This window comes from Leisingera thetidis (genome assembly GCF_025857195.1).
In the GTDB taxonomy this organism is placed as follows: Bacteria; Pseudomonadota; Alphaproteobacteria; order Rhodobacterales; family Rhodobacteraceae; genus Leisingera; species Leisingera thetidis.
Genome location: NZ_CP109787.1, coordinates 2830669 through 2847440, shown reverse-complemented (window position 1 = coordinate 2847440; position 16772 = coordinate 2830669). Strand labels below are relative to the sequence as shown.

20 protein-coding genes, 1 tRNA gene and 1 pseudogene are annotated in these 16772 nt (G+C 62.0%); 9 read left to right on the top strand and 13 right to left on the bottom strand.

The genetic code is table 11. The features are described from left to right. Window positions 1-103: 103 nt before the first annotated feature. The 8 genes and pseudogenes from OKQ63_RS13625 to OKQ63_RS13590 all read right to left on the bottom strand — a co-directional run bounded on the left by OKQ63_RS13625 (window position 104) and on the right by OKQ63_RS13590 (window position 4650). On the bottom strand, window positions 104-367 hold the full coding sequence (locus OKQ63_RS13625; RefSeq protein WP_264210613.1) for a hypothetical protein: 264 nt from the start codon (window positions 365-367) through the stop codon (window positions 104-106). A 54-nt stretch (window positions 368-421) separates the two neighbouring features. Further along, the gene (locus OKQ63_RS13620; protein WP_264213926.1) at window positions 422-583 is read right to left on the bottom strand and encodes a DUF1328 domain-containing protein; all 162 of its coding nucleotides are present in this window, start codon (window positions 581-583) and stop codon (window positions 422-424) included. Between the two features lie 470 nt (window positions 584-1053). After that, window positions 1054-1779, bottom strand: coding sequence for a Crp/Fnr family transcriptional regulator (locus tag OKQ63_RS13615; protein ID WP_264210612.1), 726 nt, complete (start codon window positions 1777-1779; stop codon window positions 1054-1056). A 169-nt stretch (window positions 1780-1948) separates the two neighbouring features. Then, window positions 1949-2497, bottom strand: coding sequence for an RNA polymerase sigma factor (locus OKQ63_RS13610; protein WP_264210611.1), 549 nt, complete (start codon window positions 2495-2497; stop codon window positions 1949-1951). After that, entirely contained in the window at window positions 2494-3090 is a 597-nt protein-coding gene (locus OKQ63_RS13605; RefSeq protein WP_264213925.1) for a NepR family anti-sigma factor, read from the bottom strand. Before OKQ63_RS13605 ends, OKQ63_RS13610 begins: the two co-directional genes overlap by 4 nt. A gap of 93 nt (window positions 3091-3183) precedes the next feature. Continuing rightward, window positions 3184-3285, bottom strand: a pseudogene (locus OKQ63_RS13600) (histidine kinase dimerization/phosphoacceptor domain -containing protein); the annotation flags it as partial. 614 nt (window positions 3286-3899) lie between these two features. Then, the gene (locus OKQ63_RS13595) at window positions 3900-4457 is read right to left on the bottom strand and encodes an RNA polymerase sigma factor (protein WP_264210610.1); all 558 of its coding nucleotides are present in this window, start codon (window positions 4455-4457) and stop codon (window positions 3900-3902) included. After that, the gene (locus OKQ63_RS13590) at window positions 4450-4650 is read right to left on the bottom strand and encodes a NepR family anti-sigma factor (RefSeq protein ID WP_264210609.1); all 201 of its coding nucleotides are present in this window, start codon (window positions 4648-4650) and stop codon (window positions 4450-4452) included. The genes OKQ63_RS13595 and OKQ63_RS13590 overlap by 8 nt, the downstream gene beginning before the upstream one ends. 92 nt (window positions 4651-4742) lie before the next feature. On the opposite strand from OKQ63_RS13590, the gene OKQ63_RS13585 reads away from it, so the two are divergent. The 3 genes from OKQ63_RS13585 (at window position 4743) to OKQ63_RS13575 (ending at window position 7774) form a co-directional block, all read left to right on the top strand. After that, entirely contained in the window at window positions 4743-5558 is an 816-nt protein-coding gene (locus OKQ63_RS13585) for a response regulator (RefSeq protein WP_264210608.1), read from the top strand. A gap of 747 nt (window positions 5559-6305) precedes the next feature. Beyond that, window positions 6306-6395: transfer RNA gene (locus OKQ63_RS13580), tRNA-Ser, on the top strand. Window positions 6396-7150: 755 nt separating this feature from the next. After that, a complete protein-coding gene (locus tag OKQ63_RS13575) occupies window positions 7151-7774 on the top strand; it encodes a hypothetical protein (RefSeq protein ID WP_264210607.1) in 624 nt (207 codons plus the stop codon). Between the two features lie 160 nt (window positions 7775-7934). On the opposite strand, the gene OKQ63_RS13570 is transcribed toward OKQ63_RS13575, so the two are convergent. Both OKQ63_RS13570 and OKQ63_RS13565 read right to left on the bottom strand, forming a co-directional pair. Next, window positions 7935-8057 carry a hypothetical protein gene (locus OKQ63_RS13570; RefSeq protein WP_350356282.1) on the bottom strand — a complete coding sequence of 41 codons (123 nt, stop codon included), beginning with the start codon at window positions 8055-8057 and terminating at the stop codon, window positions 7935-7937. Between the two features lie 417 nt (window positions 8058-8474). Next, complete coding sequence (locus OKQ63_RS13565) at window positions 8475-9485, bottom strand: LacI family DNA-binding transcriptional regulator (protein ID WP_264210606.1); 1011 nt, start codon at window positions 9483-9485, stop codon at window positions 8475-8477. Window positions 9486-9658: 173 nt separating this feature from the next. Between OKQ63_RS13565 and OKQ63_RS13560 the strand changes: the two genes are divergently transcribed. From OKQ63_RS13560 to OKQ63_RS26125, 5 genes are all read left to right on the top strand, one after another. Continuing rightward, window positions 9659-11023 (top strand): uracil-xanthine permease family protein, encoded by a 1365-nt coding sequence (locus tag OKQ63_RS13560; RefSeq protein WP_264210605.1) that lies wholly within the window; start codon window positions 9659-9661, stop codon window positions 11021-11023. Next, the gene (locus tag OKQ63_RS13555; protein ID WP_264210604.1) at window positions 11020-12435 is read left to right on the top strand and encodes an amidohydrolase family protein; all 1416 of its coding nucleotides are present in this window, start codon (window positions 11020-11022) and stop codon (window positions 12433-12435) included. Before OKQ63_RS13560 ends, OKQ63_RS13555 begins: the two co-directional genes overlap by 4 nt. Next, a complete protein-coding gene (locus OKQ63_RS13550) occupies window positions 12432-13139 on the top strand; it encodes a sulfite exporter TauE/SafE family protein (protein WP_264210603.1) in 708 nt (235 codons plus the stop codon). Before OKQ63_RS13555 ends, OKQ63_RS13550 begins: the two co-directional genes overlap by 4 nt. 415 nt (window positions 13140-13554) lie before the next feature. Continuing rightward, window positions 13555-13824, top strand: a complete 270-nt coding sequence (locus OKQ63_RS13545; protein WP_264210602.1) for a VOC family protein — start codon at window positions 13555-13557, stop codon at window positions 13822-13824. Further along, window positions 13752-13907: a VOC family protein gene (locus tag OKQ63_RS26125; RefSeq protein WP_350356311.1), complete on the top strand. Its 156-nt coding sequence runs from the start codon at window positions 13752-13754 to the stop codon at window positions 13905-13907. Before OKQ63_RS13545 ends, OKQ63_RS26125 begins: the two co-directional genes overlap by 73 nt. Window positions 13908-13979: 72 nt before the next feature. On the opposite strand, the gene OKQ63_RS13540 is transcribed toward OKQ63_RS26125, so the two are convergent. The 3 genes from OKQ63_RS13540 to OKQ63_RS13530 all read right to left on the bottom strand — a co-directional run bounded on the left by OKQ63_RS13540 (window position 13980) and on the right by OKQ63_RS13530 (window position 15834). Then, entirely contained in the window at window positions 13980-14180 is a 201-nt protein-coding gene (locus OKQ63_RS13540) for an alpha/beta fold hydrolase family protein (protein WP_264210601.1), read from the bottom strand. 98 nt (window positions 14181-14278) lie between these two features. Then, window positions 14279-14758 carry a VOC family protein gene (locus OKQ63_RS13535; protein WP_264210600.1) on the bottom strand — a complete coding sequence of 160 codons (480 nt, stop codon included), beginning with the start codon at window positions 14756-14758 and terminating at the stop codon, window positions 14279-14281. 353 nt (window positions 14759-15111) lie between these two features. Next, window positions 15112-15834 carry a DUF1428 domain-containing protein gene (locus OKQ63_RS13530; protein WP_264210599.1) on the bottom strand — a complete coding sequence of 241 codons (723 nt, stop codon included), beginning with the start codon at window positions 15832-15834 and terminating at the stop codon, window positions 15112-15114. A gap of 96 nt (window positions 15835-15930) precedes the next feature. Between OKQ63_RS13530 and OKQ63_RS13525 the strand changes: the two genes are divergently transcribed. Further along, window positions 15931-16587: a winged helix-turn-helix transcriptional regulator gene (locus tag OKQ63_RS13525; RefSeq protein WP_264210598.1), complete on the top strand. Its 657-nt coding sequence runs from the start codon at window positions 15931-15933 to the stop codon at window positions 16585-16587. The last annotated feature ends 185 nt before the right edge of the window (window positions 16588-16772 follow it).

The following is a 16772-nucleotide window of genomic DNA, read 5'->3' as shown; positions in this document are numbered from 1 at the left end:
GCGCAGGCCGCTGCAGGCGGTTCGCCGAAATGCCGAAGCCGCGCTGACAGGCGCGGCTTCGGCTGGTTGAGTTCGAGGCCAGACAGGTTCGAGGCCAGAAAGGTCAGAAACGGCTGCGCATTGCGAGGCCGAGCAGGACCCCGGCACCGAGGGCCCCGGCAATGGCGAGGCTCGGATTTTTCTGAACAAATTCCCGCCCCTCTTGGGCAAGGCGCTGCATTTCACCAGAACTGTACTGCAGCCCGGCGTCAATTTGCTCTTGCGCCTGCTGAACCGTCTGTGCCGCCTGCTCCTTAACCCGCCCGGTAAGGTTGCCGGACCCGGTGCTGCCTTTGGTTTTCTGCTGTGCTTCGGCTGTGTTGGTCATGTGCTTTTTCCTTGTGTTCGATGCCATTCTGCTGGGCGCGGGAGGCGGATCAGGTCAGCCTTTGAAAAGGCGGGCAATGATCGAGAAAACGAAAAGCGCGAGGAAAATCACAAAGAGGATCTGTGCGATCCCTGCGGACGCGCCTGCGATGCCGCTGAACCCAAGAACTGCGGCGACGAGTGCAACAATAAGAAACGTGATTGCCCAACCAAGCATGGCTCTTTTCCTCCATGGTTCGCGCCCTGCGATGAGCGCCATCTGGCTAGTCAACGGCTGAACGGGCGAATGGTTCCGGACTTCCTTTGCCAAGACTGAAGCGCAGCGGATGCTGCGTATGAAAAAGCGCAGCGGCCGGCGCTGCGCTTTGCGAATCCGGTCGGCTTGATCAGCCGCCGTCGCGGGCATCTTCTTCTGGGCTCTGAATGCCGATGGCGGGGACGGCCACTTGTTCAATGCCGGTTTCGATGCCAGCGACGGCGGCAAGAACAATAGGAGGTTTCATGATACTGTACTTGCGGGGTGTTTCATCCAGCCAACGTGCCCGCGGCCGGAAAGCTTCCGTGAAAAGCTGCCGGATGCAGCAAAATGCGGCATGTCCTTGCAAGGCTCAACGCGCTGAGTGCCAAAGAAAATGACCCCCGCCGGCGCAAAGGCGGTGCGGGCCGCCAGCCAGGCAATGTGACGGATCAGACCAGCGGGCGCTCACGGACGTGGCTTTCCTCACCTGCAAGCTCTTCCAGCTTTTCCAGATCATGGATAGTCAGCGAACCTTGCTGCCAGCTCAGAACGCCGTTCTTGCGCAATTTGGCGAGCTGCTTGTTGGTGTGGACAAGAGAAAGGCCCAAAGCGTCTGCAAAATCCTGCTGGGTAAAGGGAAGGGGGGCCGCGTTCTTACGACCCAGACCAGTACCTTCGGCACGGCGGTAGAAGCGGGCGATTGCCCAGGCAATCTTCTCATAAGCCGGGCGCTGCCCGACAGCGGCCAGCGCATCGCCCAGGAAATGCTCTTCCACCGCGGCCAGATGGGCAACAGCAAAGGCGCGTTCGGGATGGGAGGTAAACAGATCCCAGATGCCGGCCCGGTTGAACACGCACAGCGTCATATCCGTTACCGCTTCAACCGAGTGGCCCATTTCCCCCATCACCCCGGCCTGGAGGCCCAGGAAATCTCCGGGCATCACAAAGCCGACCACCTGGCGGCTGCCATCGCTGAGCATCTTGTACTTCAGCCCCATGCCGGACAGGGCGGTGAACAGCTGTGGTGATTTTTCACCCTGGGTCAGAAGGTGGGTTCCGGGTTCCGCCTGCATTTCGCCAGTCTTGAATCGCTGCATGAAGTCAGCTTCTTCCTGCGAGAACTCCAGGAAGAGGGATTGCCCGCGCAACGGGCAGTTTTCGCATTTGGTTGCCATATCCGGCCTCGCGGGCTGACGCGCAGTTCCGTTCTGCCCGTTCAGATGCCCGGGCGGATGCGCCTGAGCTATTATTGCCACCCGGCCCGGCTGCTGGGAAGAGCGGAGGCACATGAAGAATAGCGCGGCTTGTTTGGGTTTGCGCAATACTTTGAAACAGATCGAACACTCAGATCGCTGGCTTGCTGGACAGAATGCCGGCAGTCACGCTGTCGGTCAGCTCCAGTGCCTCATCATCCTCGAGGTGCAGCAGGTCCACAAGCGCAGCACGGGCACGCCCGACGCGGCTCTTGATCGTGCCGATGGCAACTCCGCAGGTTTCTGCAGCTTCTTCATAGGAAAACCCGCCAGCGCCCACCAGAATCAGCGCCTCGCGTTGGGTGTCCGGCAGCTGGTCGAAGGCCTGCATGAAATCGCGCATGTTCAGGCGGCCGTCGTGATCGGGCTTGGAGGCCAGCGCCAAGGCCAGTGATCCGTCGGCATCGTCAATCTCGCGCTTGCGCTTGCGGCGCAGCGAATAGAAAGTGTTGCGCAGGATGGTGAACAGCCAAGCCCGCATGTTGGAGCCGGGTTGGAACTTGCCGATGTTGGTCCAGGCCTTGATCAGCGTGTCCTGCACCAGATCATCGGCGGTTGCGGAATTCCGGGTGAGACTGAGCGCGAAGGCGCGCAGCGCACCGAGGTGCTCGGTCAACTCGTCGCGCGGATCAGCGGTCATTGGATGTCCTTCTTATGACGTTCAGCTTCGCGCAGCTGACCAAGCAGATCGGTAAACCGTTCCGGCAGCGGGTCTGTTGCCAGGTCGTCAAAGGCCTTTTTCAAGTTGCGGTCGATATGGTCCGCAACACGGGGCACATAGTGGGGATATACTAGACTTGTCATTCTACTCTCTGCTCGCCGCTCACCGGAAGCCAACGCGCCAAGATGAAGATGGTTCCCGCCGGGGCAGCAAAAACCGGAGCAGGTCGGATGAGCACTCCACCCGCTGCAGATAGCAGTTGGCGGGGCGATGCCGGCTTGCCTGGCTGCGCGTCCAACCTGGGTGGCAAGGACCGCCATCAGCCGGGCACCGATGCCGGTTCCGGCAACTTCCTCTTCAGGGTGCAGCAGCGACTGACCCTTGGTGTTCGACAATTCAAGCTCCAGCCAGTTTTCAGCTGTTTCGCGCAGGCTGACCCGGATTTCCGGCCGCCCGCCTTCGGGCCGGCCGATGTATTTGACCGCGTTGGTCATCGCCTCGGAGACCAGCATCGACAGGGTGACCCCCTGATCCTGGCTGAGCGGCATTTGGACAAGATCCGTTTCGATCACCACATCCTGTCCGGTGCCGGCGTTCATAGTCCCGATTTCCGCGATCAGTTCCTGGATCAGCTCGCGGCTGTCCACGGTAGCGACGCCGGGGTTGGTGTTCAGGCCGCGGTGGACGGTCGCCAGGCCGCGCACCCGCCGCTGCAGTTGCGACAGCATCCGCCGGGCTTCGGGCGTCTGTGCGGTCCGGCCCTGCATGTTCATGATCGATGCCACCAGCTGCAAGTTGTTCTTCACGCAGTGACGCACCTCACGCAGCAGCATGGTCTTTTCCTCAAGATCCCGTTCGCGCCGCTGTTCCGCTTTGCTGAGGTGGTGCATCACCATTTGCTGCAGGCCGAGGACCGCGACGGAATTCCCGGCAATCCACATCAGCACCGGAAAAGCCAGAGCCATCCACGAGGTCGGGCTGGCACTCACCGGCATGGCATTTTCCACCGGCCAGCTGCCAACAACAGCAACCTGGCCTGGGAGGATTTCACTCACCGCAAAGAAACGTTCCTGGCAAGAACGCGCGTCCTCAAAGAATGTGCCGCCGGCGCGCTGCAGCAGTTCCCGGCGCGGTAGCGAAACCGGCAGTGCTTGTGCGGCTTGCAGCTTTGGCGCGCTGGCGGATAGGATCTCTCCTTGCGCGTCCAGGGTGACAAACCGGATATGGGCCAGCAGCGATGCGTGCGACAGCCGGTTTGGCTTCAGCCACCACCGCGTTGGTCTGCTACAGCGCGATCAGGCCCTGCGGCAGCAGCGCGATGGTCATCAGCGCTTCCAAGCGCGTATTAGCAGACTGCCGGCCTGCAGCCGAGGAAATGCGATCATGCGGCGCTCTGCTGGGCGACAATCCCAGCGGTGACGCTGTCGGTCAGCTCCATCCGGCTGTCGTCGCCCAACTCCATCAGCTCGGCCAGACGGGTCCGGGCCCGGTTCACCCGGCTTTTGATGGTGCCGGTTTTCACGCCGCACATCTCTGCCGCTTCCTCGTAGGAAAAACCGCTTGCGCCGACCAGGACAAGTGCTTCGCGCTGTTCGTCGTTCAGCTGCGCAAAGGCGGTGTTGAAATCGCGCATGTGGAGCCGGCCGTCGTGGTCCGGCTTTTGCGCCAAGGCGCCGGACAGCGCCCCATCAGTGTCTTCGACCTCGCGTCTGCGCTTGCGGCGCAGCGAGTAATAGGTGTTGCGCAGAATGGTGAACAGCCAGGCCCGCATGTTCGAGCCGGGATTGAACTTATCGATATTGGTCCAAGCCTTGACCAGCGTGTCCTGCACCAGGTCGTCGGCGGTGGCACTGTTGCGGGCGAGGCTGATGGCAAAGGCGCGCAGGGCGCCCAAGTGATTGACCAGCTCGTCTCTCGGATCGGGCAAGGCATCAGTCATCGGAGCGGTTCTCCTCCGGCTGGTCCGGGGCGCGGGGCGCGCGCGTTTCCTTTTCCTTGAGCTGCTTCAGCAGATCAGTGAACCTGTCGGGCACAGGCTCGCTCGCGATCTGATCGAAGGCCCGCTTGAGATTTTCGTCTATTTCGCGGTCGGCCTGTTCATTGCGCGGCCGGGCGCGTCGTGGCTGTGTCATTCAATCCATCGGGTTTTTGCGCAGTTTCTGGAACCAAACGCACGGCAGCGCGTATAGTTCCATGTATATTGCAAAAAAAGGGACTACGCAAAATGACCGCTCAATCGGGAGAACTGATCGCCAGCCAGATTGGTGCAAACCTGCCCTATCTGCGCCGTTATGCCCGGGCGCTGACCGGCAGCCAGAGCAGCGGTGACAAGTATGCACTGGCTACGCTCGAGGCCATCCTGGCCGGCGAGGGCCACTATGACCGCGAGCTTGCTCCCAAAGCCGCACTGTTCCGCGTCTTCCACGCGATCTGGTCCTCTTCCGGCGCCCCGGCCGGCGAATATGAAGACGAGTCGAACCTGGCGGCCAAGGCACAGAAACACATGCGACGGCTGACGCCGAACACCCGTGAAGCGCTGCTGCTGCACACAATTGAAGAGTTCAGTGCAGCCGATACCGGCGCCATCATGGGGGTGAGCAAACGCGAAGCCTCCGAGCTGATTACGATCGCTTACGAGGAAATGTCGCGCGCTACAGCAGGCCAAATTATGATTATTGAAGACGAGGCAGTTATCGCGATGGATCTCGAAGCTATCGTGACGGGAATGGGCCACAGCGTCACAGGTATTGCCCGCACTGAGACCGGTGCGCTTGATCTGGCCGCCAAGGCCGCGGCTGAACTGATCCTGTCGGACATCCAGCTGGCGGATAACTCAAGCGGCATCGACGCCGTCAACAGCATACTGGCCAAGCACGGCGAGCGCCCGGTAATATTCATTACGGCCTATCCCGAACGCCTGCTGACCGGTGAAGGGCCGGAGCCGGCATTCCTGATCTCAAAACCCTACACCGAGGATCAGGTGCGTTCGGCGGTGAGCCAGGCGATGTTCTTTTCCTCGACCGAAACGCTGAAAGCCTGATCCTGTCCGGGGATGTGAAACGCCAGGCCCGGTCCGAATTTCGGACCGGGTAAGACGTGGCAGTTGAGCTCAGGCGTCTTCAGGTTCAACGACCGGTCGCGGGCAGAAACCTGAGAGATAGCCTGAATTCATGGCGGCGCAGTTCACTCGGGGCAGGGGGGAACGATGCCGAAACCTGGAGTGATAATATCTGCCGGGCCAATACCGGTGCCCCAGCCGTGCAGTTCAGCCGCGTTGTGCCCGGAGCACGGTGGGGTACTCCGTCCAGCAGTAACTCCATCAGAGGTCCGCGTTGATTTCTTGAGCCGCATCGATCGTGCCCCGCCCCACGTCAGCGGAGAGTTTCCCCGGACAGGCTTCATGGCGGTGGCCCAAGTCTGACGCTGGCCGAGTGGTCGTCTGCCAGTGGCCGGTTGTGACGTTCGATAGTTAGCGCTCCTGGCCAGACCTCCGATCTCCGGAGGAGGTTGGTTCGCTGTGGGAACAGCGGAAACACATCGCCATGCGGAGCGGAGCGAGAGGTCGTTCAGAATCTTGAATGCCGCGGTTCGCGCCATGAGTTGATCTGAAGGTGGGTGAGCGATCAGGAAACACACGCTTGGCGCTATGATCAAATCTTGCCCATAACCCTCGTAATTGCTGGCCTTTTAGCGCCACTTCAAGGGGTCGGGGCCGCCGGTGTCTTTTGTGAGAAAAAGAGAAATTTCGCCTTGCATCCCGTATGCTTGCGCTGATAGACGGGTCAGCGGAGACGTGGCCGAGTGGTCGAAGGCGCTCCCCTGCTAAGGGAGTAGGCGGGAAACCGTCTCGTGGGTTCGAATCCCATCGTCTCCGCCATTCACCATTGATAACATTGGGGAAATTGGCGCTTTTGCCAAACTACCCGCCAAAACACCCGCCAAACGATTTGCGCTTGGGTGCGACGCGAAGCGACGGCGTTGAGATTTGCTTCTTCACTAAAGTTCTGGATCGAGCGTTCTGCTATTTTTCAGGCGGCAGATAAGACTGCGTAATTTCATCCAGCTGTCCCGGCGCATCTCTCCAGATTGATCTGCCCCCTTCTCCCCGCAGCAATTCAATCTGAAGATAGCCATTGTGGATCCGCGTCTTGGGGTCTTCAGGGGGCTCCATCTTGTACTTTGTAATGAGAGGGTTGGCGCACAGAAGGGTGTCTGACTTGCGGAAGAAGAGCGACATAACCCACCAGAACGCATTGGATAGCTGCAAGGGGAACACCTTTGAAACGACCGGTTGCATCCTATCGTGGCAGGTCGCAGTGCGATTGAACAGGGATTCAGTTCCGCACCAGGAGAGGAGGGCGCGGGGTTCCTGCGGGTTAGACCCCTCGAATTCTCCGGGCTGAGAAGCTTGCCGGTTCAGAGCTTCGACCGGTAGTGTCCGCACAACAAAACTAGAGGCGCATCACATGCTCACAGGCAACATCCGCAATCAGGTCGATCAGATCCCGAAATAGGTCCGGGCCGCGGGGAACAGCCCCCTGATGGGGCAGGGTGCGCAGGTCGGCGGCCTCGGCACGCCACCACCATCGCGTGCAACAAGAAGGCGCTGCCTATTTTCCTGGAACTCGATTGATGTCCTTGCTGCGCACCCTGGCTTACCTCTCCGCCTTCTTTTTGGCCGCCTCTCCCGCCTTTGCAGACGCCTGCGACTACCGGCCTTCGAAGCTTGCGGGGAAAACGGTGAGTGCCGCCGCGGCCGCCTTGGGAGGTGGTGCCGCGGCCACCGGAGCCGGGCTGCAGGCCGCTGGCTATTACACGCTGGTCCACTCCACATCAGGCCTGACGATGCTGGGATCGACGGCCGCGGGCGCCTCCGCAGCCGGGACGACCGGTATTGTGGCGGGTTCGGCCGGTGCCGGCGCAACGGCCGCAGGGCTTGCTATGGCGCCAGCGACGATTGTCATCGGCGCCACTGCGGCCGTAGTAATCGGCGGCTTTGAAGGTGTCTGCTACTTCAAGATCGAGCGGGTGACCGATCCTTTCCACATCATGGAAATCATTAAGAGCATCGCCGCCCAGGACCCGGCCATCTCCATTGCCGAAACGCCGGATGGTCCAATGATGGTTGTGGGCTCCGGGGGTGAAGAAAAGCGGTACCTGATCCGCAAGCTCTACATTGCCGACGGCGACCTGAAGCACCGCGACTGGTTTTTGAACTCCAACCTCGGGCCGGCTGCCTATGTGGTGCCGGAATAAGCGCGATTGACGAGGCCTCCTTCAGCCCCTGTTGTATAGGCAGCGGGCCTGCCTCCCGGATGGGGGGGCATCCTTTTGTAATCTCCGGCTAACATTGGAAGCGTTTATATTAGCTGGAGCGGACATTATTCACACACGCCCCCTATCTGCGTTCCGCGTGTCATGCTGCTGCGTCCATTTTGCCAGCCAGCATCTCGCGAGCGATGCCGCTGACGCCGTCGACCCGGAGCCAAACGCTCAAGCCGTCCAAGCTGACGTCCACGCGCTCCACCAGCAGCGCCACGATCCGCGCCTGCTTGGCGGGGAAAAGTTCGTCCCACACCGGTGCCGGTAAAGCCGAGGCTCTGGAGTATGGGTTTCCTGCCTCTGATCTCGAACAGAAAAGTCAGAGAAAATTGGATTTCAGGCCCGTTCCCTCCGCCATCACATCTAAGTGTTAAATTTTCAGGTGAAAAATGGCCGTGGTCCATTGACCCCTGAAGAGCATGATGGACCACATGAACAATTCAGCCACCTCGCCCTAGAGGGAAAGTCCGACATGCGGCATCTGATGAAGCCGCGTTGCAAAGGCTGTACCTTCACAATGGTCATGCCCGGCAACTTGATCGAGACGAGGAACCCATGGACGGGCAAGCCGTTCGTCAAACCCTTATATGTCGATCGTATTAGCGGTGGTCAGCGCATCTCCTGGTTCTACCCGCTAAGGCTGTGGCCCGCACGCAGTGGACTCGCGCAGCACCAGGTCCGGAAGCGGGGCGCTGACAGCCTCGGCTATCCCGCCGCCGATCGCAGCCATCAATAGCCCGACAGCTTGGTCTGCGATGGCCTCCAGGTGCAGTTCCACGGCTGTCAGCGGCGGCTGGGAGAGCTTGGCACGCAGCCCGTCGTAGCGCGTTGCGATCTTGATATCCTGCGGAATTTTCAATCCCTTGGCCGTTACTGCCGTGACCGCGCCCGAGGCGAAGGCATCAACCGGTACAAACATCGCGTCAAGGTCCGGAATGCTGGACAGCAAACCAGCCACCGCTTCTGCGGCGAGGACTTCGCCGCCGGTCTCATCCAACTGCAGGAATGCAGGCTCGGTGCCGGTCTCATCACAAAATGACCGGTAGGCGGCCTCTGTCTCGAGATAGGAATTGCGCCGCTGCGCGCCGGTGACCAGCCCGATGCGGGAGGCACCGGAGGCGCGCAGATGCTCCAGCACCAGCCGGGCGGTGCCGTGGGAATTCAGATCTACATGGGGGATGTCGCCGCGTCCGGGAACGCGGCCAACCGAAACAACCGGCACTCCCAGACTCGTGAAATGCTGCACCAGCGGATCATCCTGGAACGGTTCGACCAGGATTACCCCGTCCGGTGTGATGGCGTCCAGTTGCGCCCCGGACTGAAACGGCGGGATCAGGCACAGCGCCATGTTCCGCGTTAATGATGCCACCGCTGCAGTGGCCGCGATCTCCATCAGGAAACCAAGCCGGGAGGGGCCGGCCGCCACCGAGAAGGGCATCGACGATGCCAGTGCAATCATCCCGGTCCGCCCGGTGCGCAGATGCTGCGCGGCCCGGTTCGGCCTGTAGCCGATCTCCTGCGCGATTTTCTCGATGCGCTGGCGGGTTTCCGGGTCCACGTGCCGCCGCCCGCTGAAGGCGTGGGAGACCGTGGTTTTCGAAACCCCCGCCGCCTGCGCTAGATCGCTGATTGTCGGTTTCTTCATCGCTGCCTCATCCCGCTGCCCGGCCATGGCCAGTGCATGCTGTTTAGCAAATCGGTTTGCGCGAATCAATTTCCGTGCTAAGCCAAATCATCATGCAAATCGGTTTGCATGTAATTTTGCACGGTTTGTTCCGGTTCTGCCCGTGGGATGGCGGGCTCCAAAGGGAGGAAAAGATGTCAACACACTCGCAAACGCATACCCGCGACCCCGCGGACGAGATGCTGCCGCCGCGCAGCCTTGCCATTTACGGGCTGCAACACGTTCTGGTGATGGCGGCCTCGCCGATCACGGCGGTGTTCCTGGTGTCCCGCGCGCTCAATTTCGATGAAAGCCTGACCGTTGCGCTGATCAGCGCCACCTTTCTGGTCTGCGGTTTCGGCACCCTGCTGCAAAGCTTCGGCCCGCGCGGCTTTGGCGCCCGGCTGCCGTTCATCATGGTGCCGGGCGGGGCGCCGATCTTCATTTTCATGGCGATTGCCGTGCAGACCGATGTGCAAACCGCTGTGGGGGCGGTGATCATGACGGCGCTGTTCTACTTCGCGGCGCTGCCGGTGTTCAGGCGGCTGATCGTGTTCTTCCCGCCGATTGTTGTGGGCACCATGCTGCTGCTGGTGTCGGTCAAGCTGGTCAAGATCTTCGGCGGCACCATCACCGGCAAGCCGGGCACCGAGGGCTATGCCGATCCGATCAAGATTGCGCTGGCAGGGGCGACCATCCTGCTGACCATTCTCTGCGCCCGTTTCCTGTCCGGCACGCTGCAGCGGCTGGCGGTGATGCTGGGCCTGGTCGGCGGCACGCTGATCGCGCTTACCATTGGCGAGGCGGAAATCACCGGCCTGTTCACCGGTCCGGTGATCGCGGTGCCGCAGCTGCTGCCCTACGGGATGCCCAAATTCGATATCTTTGCCTCGCTGCCGCTGATCATCTTCTCGATCATCTCGATGGCCGAAGCCACCGGCCAGACCCTGGCGACCGCTGAAATCGCGGGCCGCAGCGGCAATGCGCAGGATATCGTGCCCTCGACCATCCGCGGCGATGCCATCACCTCGCTCATTGGCGGGCTGTTCGGCACCTCGCTGATCATCACCTCGGGCGAGAACATCGGTATCGTGCGCGCCACCAACGTGAAATCGCGCTATGTGACCGCAGCTGCCGGCGTGATCCTGATCCTGATCGCCATCCTGGCCCCGGTCAGCCGCCTGGCGTCCGCCTTGCCCGGCCCTGTCGTGGGCGGCACCGCCGTCATCGTCTTTGCCATCATCGGCGTGATTGGCATCGACATGCTGCGCCGCGTCGATCTGCGCGACCACGGCAACATGTATACGCTGGCTGCCGCGCTCACCATGGGGCTGCTGCCGACCCTGATCCCGGATCTCTACAGCCAGTTCCCGAAGTGGTCGCAGATGATCCTCGGCAACGGCCTGGCCATGGGCACGATCACGGCCGCGGTGGTGAATGCGCTTTTCATACACGTGGGGCGCGCAAGCCGCCCCGGTGAACCCGAAGCCATCACCGTCGAAGCGGAGGCAAGCAAATGACCGCCCTCAAGAATCGCCTTGCCACCAGCGGCGACCTTCTCCTCCTGCCCGGAAAGCTCCTCCATCAGGGGGAGTGCCGGAGCGGCCTGGGCGTTCTGGTCCGCGCGGGCCGGTTCCATGACATCGATACTGCCGGGGCGCTTTGCGCCCGGCATCCCGAGCTGGACCCGGTGCGCCTGCCGGACCATCTGATGATGCCGGGATTCATCGACAGCCACACCCATCTGACCCAGTCGCTGGGCAAGTCGCTGGTGTTCGGCGAGCCTTCGGAAATCTTCCGCCGCATCTGGGTGCCGCTGGAAGCCAGCCTGAATGAGCATCTGGTCTACCTGTCGGCCAAGCTGGCGGCGCTGGAGTGCTTGCGCGGCGGTTTCACGGCTGCGGTGGATGCGGGCACCCGATCCGACGGCTGCATCGGCGCGCTGGCGTCCGCGGCGCGGGAAACCGGCCTGCGCAGCGTGGTGGGGTACATCTGCAACGACCTGGGCGGCACCGCCAAAGTGGCGGATCGGGCCACGATCCTGGCGCGGGCGGAGCAGCACCTGGCCGCCTGGGAAGGTGATCCGCTGGTCCACCCCTCCCTGGCGGTTTCCATTCCGGAAGTGGCGACCGACGCCATGCTCGCCAGTGTTTCAAGCCTGTCTGCGGAAGCGGGCGTGGTGTTCCAGTCCCATGTGAACGAGCATCTGGCGGCGGTGGAGCGTTCCCTGGTGGCACGCGGCCGCCGCCCGCTGGAGCATCTTGCAGCCCTTGGGGCCTTGGGGCCGCATGTGCTGATTGCTCATTCCACGCTTGTGACGCCGCAGGAGCTGAACCTCCTGCGCGACAGCGGCACCGCGGTGGCCTACAACCCCGTCGCCAGTGTCTGGAAAGGCAACGCAATTGCGCCCGCATTGCAGATGGAGGCGCTGGGCATCCGGTTTGGCCTGGGGACCGACGGCACCCGCGCCGACGGCTTCCGCCTGATGGATGCAGGCGAAAGCCTGCAGCGGGCGGGCTTCGGCCTTGCCACCGGCGACAGCTCCTGCGGCGGCGGCTGGCTGTGGCTGGAGGCCGCTACTGTCCGTGCTGCCGATGCGGCAGGGCTTGGCGCGGTCACAGGCGACATAGCAACCGGGCTGGCGGCGGACTTCCTGCTGGTCGATCTGGACCGGCCCGAGTTCACCCCCTCGCATGACCTGATCTGGGAGCTGGTACGCTATGGCAGCCGGGACCAGATCGATGCGGTCTTCACGCAAGGCGTGCTGCGCCTCTGGCAGGGCTGGCCGCTGGACTGGGATGCCAAGACGCTGATGGCTGAGGTGCGCGAACTGTCTGATGCTGCAATCGCCGGGGCAGGCATCCAGCGCATCCATCCGGTCTCTACGGAACACCGGGCTCAGATGCTGCAGAAACAGGCGGGGAACAAGTGACTTTCGACGTTATGCTGATCCTGTCGGCCGTGGTTTTTGCCGCGGCCTTCATCCAAGGCGCGCTGGGTATCGGCTTTGCGCTGATCGTGGCCCCGGTGCTGGGGCTGGTGGAGCCGTCGCTGTTGCCAGTCACGCTGCTGATCCTGATGCTGCCGCTCAACAGCCACGTAGCCTGGCGTGAGCGCGAAGAGGTCGACTGGAACGGGGCAGGGTGGATCACGCTGGGCCGTTTTGCGGGCACGTTCGCGGGGCTGTGGCTGCTGGTTATGCTCAGCGGCCGGCAGCTTGACCTGGCGGTCGGCTGGTTCACCATCATCGCCGCCGGGGTCGCGCTGCTTGCGCCGCGCTTCGACCCAACCCGCCCCGCCGCCTTGGGCGTTGGTCTCTTTACCGGAGTCACAGAGACTTCCACCGGGATCGGCGGCCCGCCGCTGGCGCTGCTCTACCAGCACGCCGCAGCTCCCGTACTGCGCTCGACGGTGGCGATCTGCTTTCTTGCGGGCGAGGTGATTTCCCTGATTATTCTTGCGCTCGCCGGACGCATGGAAGCCGTGCAGCTGCAGGCGGCCGTATACCTGTTCCCGGCTGTCATGCTGGGCAGCGCGCTGTCACGGATGACGCACAGCAGGATCGGTGGACCAGGTCTGCGGATCGCGGTGCTGCTGTTTGCCATCGTCAGCGGCCTTTACCTGATCGCGGGCTGACATGCCTCAAGCCTCGCAGGCTGGCATCGGGCAGCATTTCCGCTGCTTCAGGCGGATTGGGTGGCACTGTCCCGATGCCCCTCCATCGATCAGCCGTCCCGATCGGGCGCTGAAGATAAGCCGCGGCCCCCGGGGTTTGGAAGCTCGCCGGGTCTTCTGATCGGGAGGTCCCGCAGCCGCAGCTTCTGAACTATTTCCTCTGGCTGGTGTTGCTTGTCCGCCGGCCTCAGCCCCCCGGTTTCCTGACTCTAAGGGTGGATCACCTCAGATGCGGCATTCCCGCCGCAATCAGCGCGGAAGGCCGCTCCGGCGCGCGCCACCTTTCGCTGCGCCGTTCGCGAGCTCTGGCAAGGCGCAGCGGTACCGCCATGATGGCAGCTTGGTGATATGCCGTTGCCAAACAGGGAGTGCGAACATGACTGTCAAACGTATCGTTCCGAACATTGCCGCGAGTTCTGTCGGGCAGGTCAGAGAATTCTATTCTGACCTGTTCGGATTGAGCGTTGTCATGGATCATGGCTGGATCGTGACGCTGGCGTCGGGCGAAACCGCCCAAACTCAGATAAGCATCGCTTCGGAGGGGGGGCGGGAACTCCGGTTCCCGATCTCTCGATCGAGGTCGAAGACGTTGATGCTGTCTATCAGCGTGCCAAGAACCTTGGGCACGCTATCGAATATAAACTGAAGAACGAACCCTGGGGTGTTCGCCGGTTTTATCTTTTCGACCCCATGGGAAAGCTCCTCAACGTGCTTTCTCACTCAACCTGAGGATCGGCACATCAATGCAATGACGCACGATCTGCCTTACATGGGGCAGGCTCTCACACTGCTGCACCATATTCATAGCCGGCTCCAGCCCGGCATGCAGCTTGCCGAGAAGCCAGCCGCATGGGCCTTCGCGACCGGCAATGCGCCCAGCACCCTAAGGGCGTCGCGGCGCATGGTTTCCAGCGTGACCGGCGCGCCATGCAGCGGCGGGTGGCCATGCCCCTGCTGTTCAGCGCCAATCGCCGGCTGGCCCCGTGCCAGCTCAGGGATCATTACGCCAAAGGCAGCATCGAAGCGGCCGCGCCCAAAGTCATGTTCCTCAACCTTGATATCTCCGGAAACGCACGGCCTTCGCGGGGGCCTTCGGCAGGTCAGCCCCGCCGTGCCTCTTCGATTGCAGCAACGTCGATCTTCTTCATCCCGATCATCGCCTTAAACACACGCTCCGCTTCGCCTCCGCCCGCAGCCATCGCTTCCATCAGGACCTGCGGCGTGATCTGCCAGGAGACCCCCCATTTATCCCTGCACCACCCGCAGGCACTTTCCTCGCCGCCACTGCCGAGGATGGCGTTCCTGTAGCGGTCGGTCTCTTCCTGATACTCGGTGGAGACCTGGAAGGAGAAGGCTTCGCTGTGTTTGAGCGTCGGCCCGCCGTTCAGGCCCAGGCAGGGGATGCCAAGAACGGTGAACTCAACCATCAGAACATCGCCGGCCTTGCCGGATGGAAAATCGCTGGGCGCATTACGCACTGCCTTTATCCCGCTGCCGGGGAAGGTTTCGGCATAAAAACGGGCCGCAGCCTCGGCGGCGCCATCATACCAGAGGCACACCGTATTCTTCGCAACGTTCATTTGCATTCCTCCTCACACAAACTGGTTCAGGGCCGGCCAGACTTCACCAGCGGCGGCACGGGCGGCACCAGTTGCCGGTGCAGGACCGGAAACTCCGGCATCCGTTCTGCAAGCACCCTTGTCTCCCTGTGGATGACGCCAGCCCCGACCGTGTTCCGTGCGGCGAACAGCCACTGCGGCACCTGCTCAATCGGCGGCATCTTCCGGTGTGCCGCGCCTGGGATGAGCGGCAAGCTCTCAATCTGGTAAATGCGGCTGCGCTATGCCGTCGCCTGCCGCTTGCGCTGCCGCTCACGAACCCGCGGGGAAACCCGGGCAGCCAGTCTCAGGTGATGAGCGTGAGCGTCATGATTTCAGTTTTCTCCGGAATCGAAAATCGGCTCGAACCCAGCCCACATCATCCGCATGCCGTCGAACGGCAGCTGAGATGCGTCGAAATCGCTCATCTCCGCCTCCATCGCCTTGGCGGCGGCGTCACAGGTGGCACGGTCAGGCCAGGCAGACCAGCTGAACACCGGCACCTCGCCCTCTGCAGCTTTGGTGGCGCGGTAAAAATCAGTCTTCTTGCCGTGCGGCACATCCTCGCCCCAGTTCTCGATCAGGCCAAGCGCGCCGCCCTTTTCGAACATCTTCCAGCCTTCCTCCGCCATCTTGGCATAGGCCGCCTTGTTCTTTTCCGGCACTGCCAGCAGGAAACCCTGATAATACCCCGCGCCGGTGTGATTGCCCCGCTCGAAGACAGGCGAGAAGCCGCCGTAAATCATGCGGCTGCCGTCAAAGGGCATCTCCGCCAGGGCCTTCATCGCAGGATCGCTTTCCATCTTTGCCCACGCCGCATCCGCCGTTGCCTTATCCGGCCAGGCGATCCAGGAGAACACAATGGCTTCATCCGCCTTGGCATTCACGGCGCCGAAGAAATCAGTGACCTTTCCTTTCGGCACATCTGCGCCCCAGGTCTCTACCATGCGGGCAGCGCCGTAGGATTTGAACAGCGGCCAGGCGGCCTTCACGTGATCAAGGTATTTCTGCTTGTTTGCAGCCGGAACAGCCGCGGTGAAGCCGGTGTAATAAGTCACTTTGACATCCTTTCACTCAAACACATGCAGGCGAATCCCGCCTGCAGATCCAACGTGCCAGTTGCAGTAGTAAAAAACAACTGATAGTACTTTAAAATGACCAAGCAAGGCAAATCCCCGCGTATCCGTTATGATGAAGGCTGCCTGGCAGCGCATGCGTTGAACCTGATCGGCGACCGCTGGGCGCTGCTTGTCGTGCGCGAGCTGATGTTTGCGCCAAAGCGGTTCCAGATGATCCGCAATGGGCTGCCGGGCATCACCGCCAGCGTGCTTGCCGGGCGGCTGGAGCAGCTGGCGGCGGTGGGCGTGGTGGACCATGCGGAACGGCTGGGGATCTACGCGCTGACGGATGCGGGCCGCAGTCTGCTGCCGGTGCTTGAGGCGTTGTGCCGCTGGGCGCTGACGGTGCCGGGACACGACCCCAGCCGCTTCATCAGCCCCTCGGCGCTGATGATTTCGATGGGGGTGAACCTGATGCGGGACAGGACCGGAGGCCGCGAGGCGCTGGCCGGCTTCGATTTCGGCAGCGAGGCCTTTGAGATGCGGTTGTCCGGCGGTCGGCTGCAAACCACTGTGGTCACCTCCCCGGAGGCGCCCTTTGTTCTATCAGGCACTGGCAACACGCTGGCGGCCGCCGTCTACGGCAGCACCCCTCTGGCGGATCTTGCATCCACGGGTGCCGTCCGCGCAGAGGGCGACTTCGCAGCGGCCGAAGGTTTTCTCCTCCTGTTCAAGCTCGGCCTTCAAACGTGAACACCAGCGGGCGGCAAATCCGCGTTTGCTGGCGGCCTGGAGTGCAGCGCAAACGAATAGAGGCACCAAAGCTGTGGTCTTGAGAGACTTTTGCCGGTTAGCTGATCCCAAAGCGCTTTGTGCGCCAAGAGACGCAGCAGGGGGCAAAACGGTCAAACCTGCAAATGAAAGAATTGAAACATGAG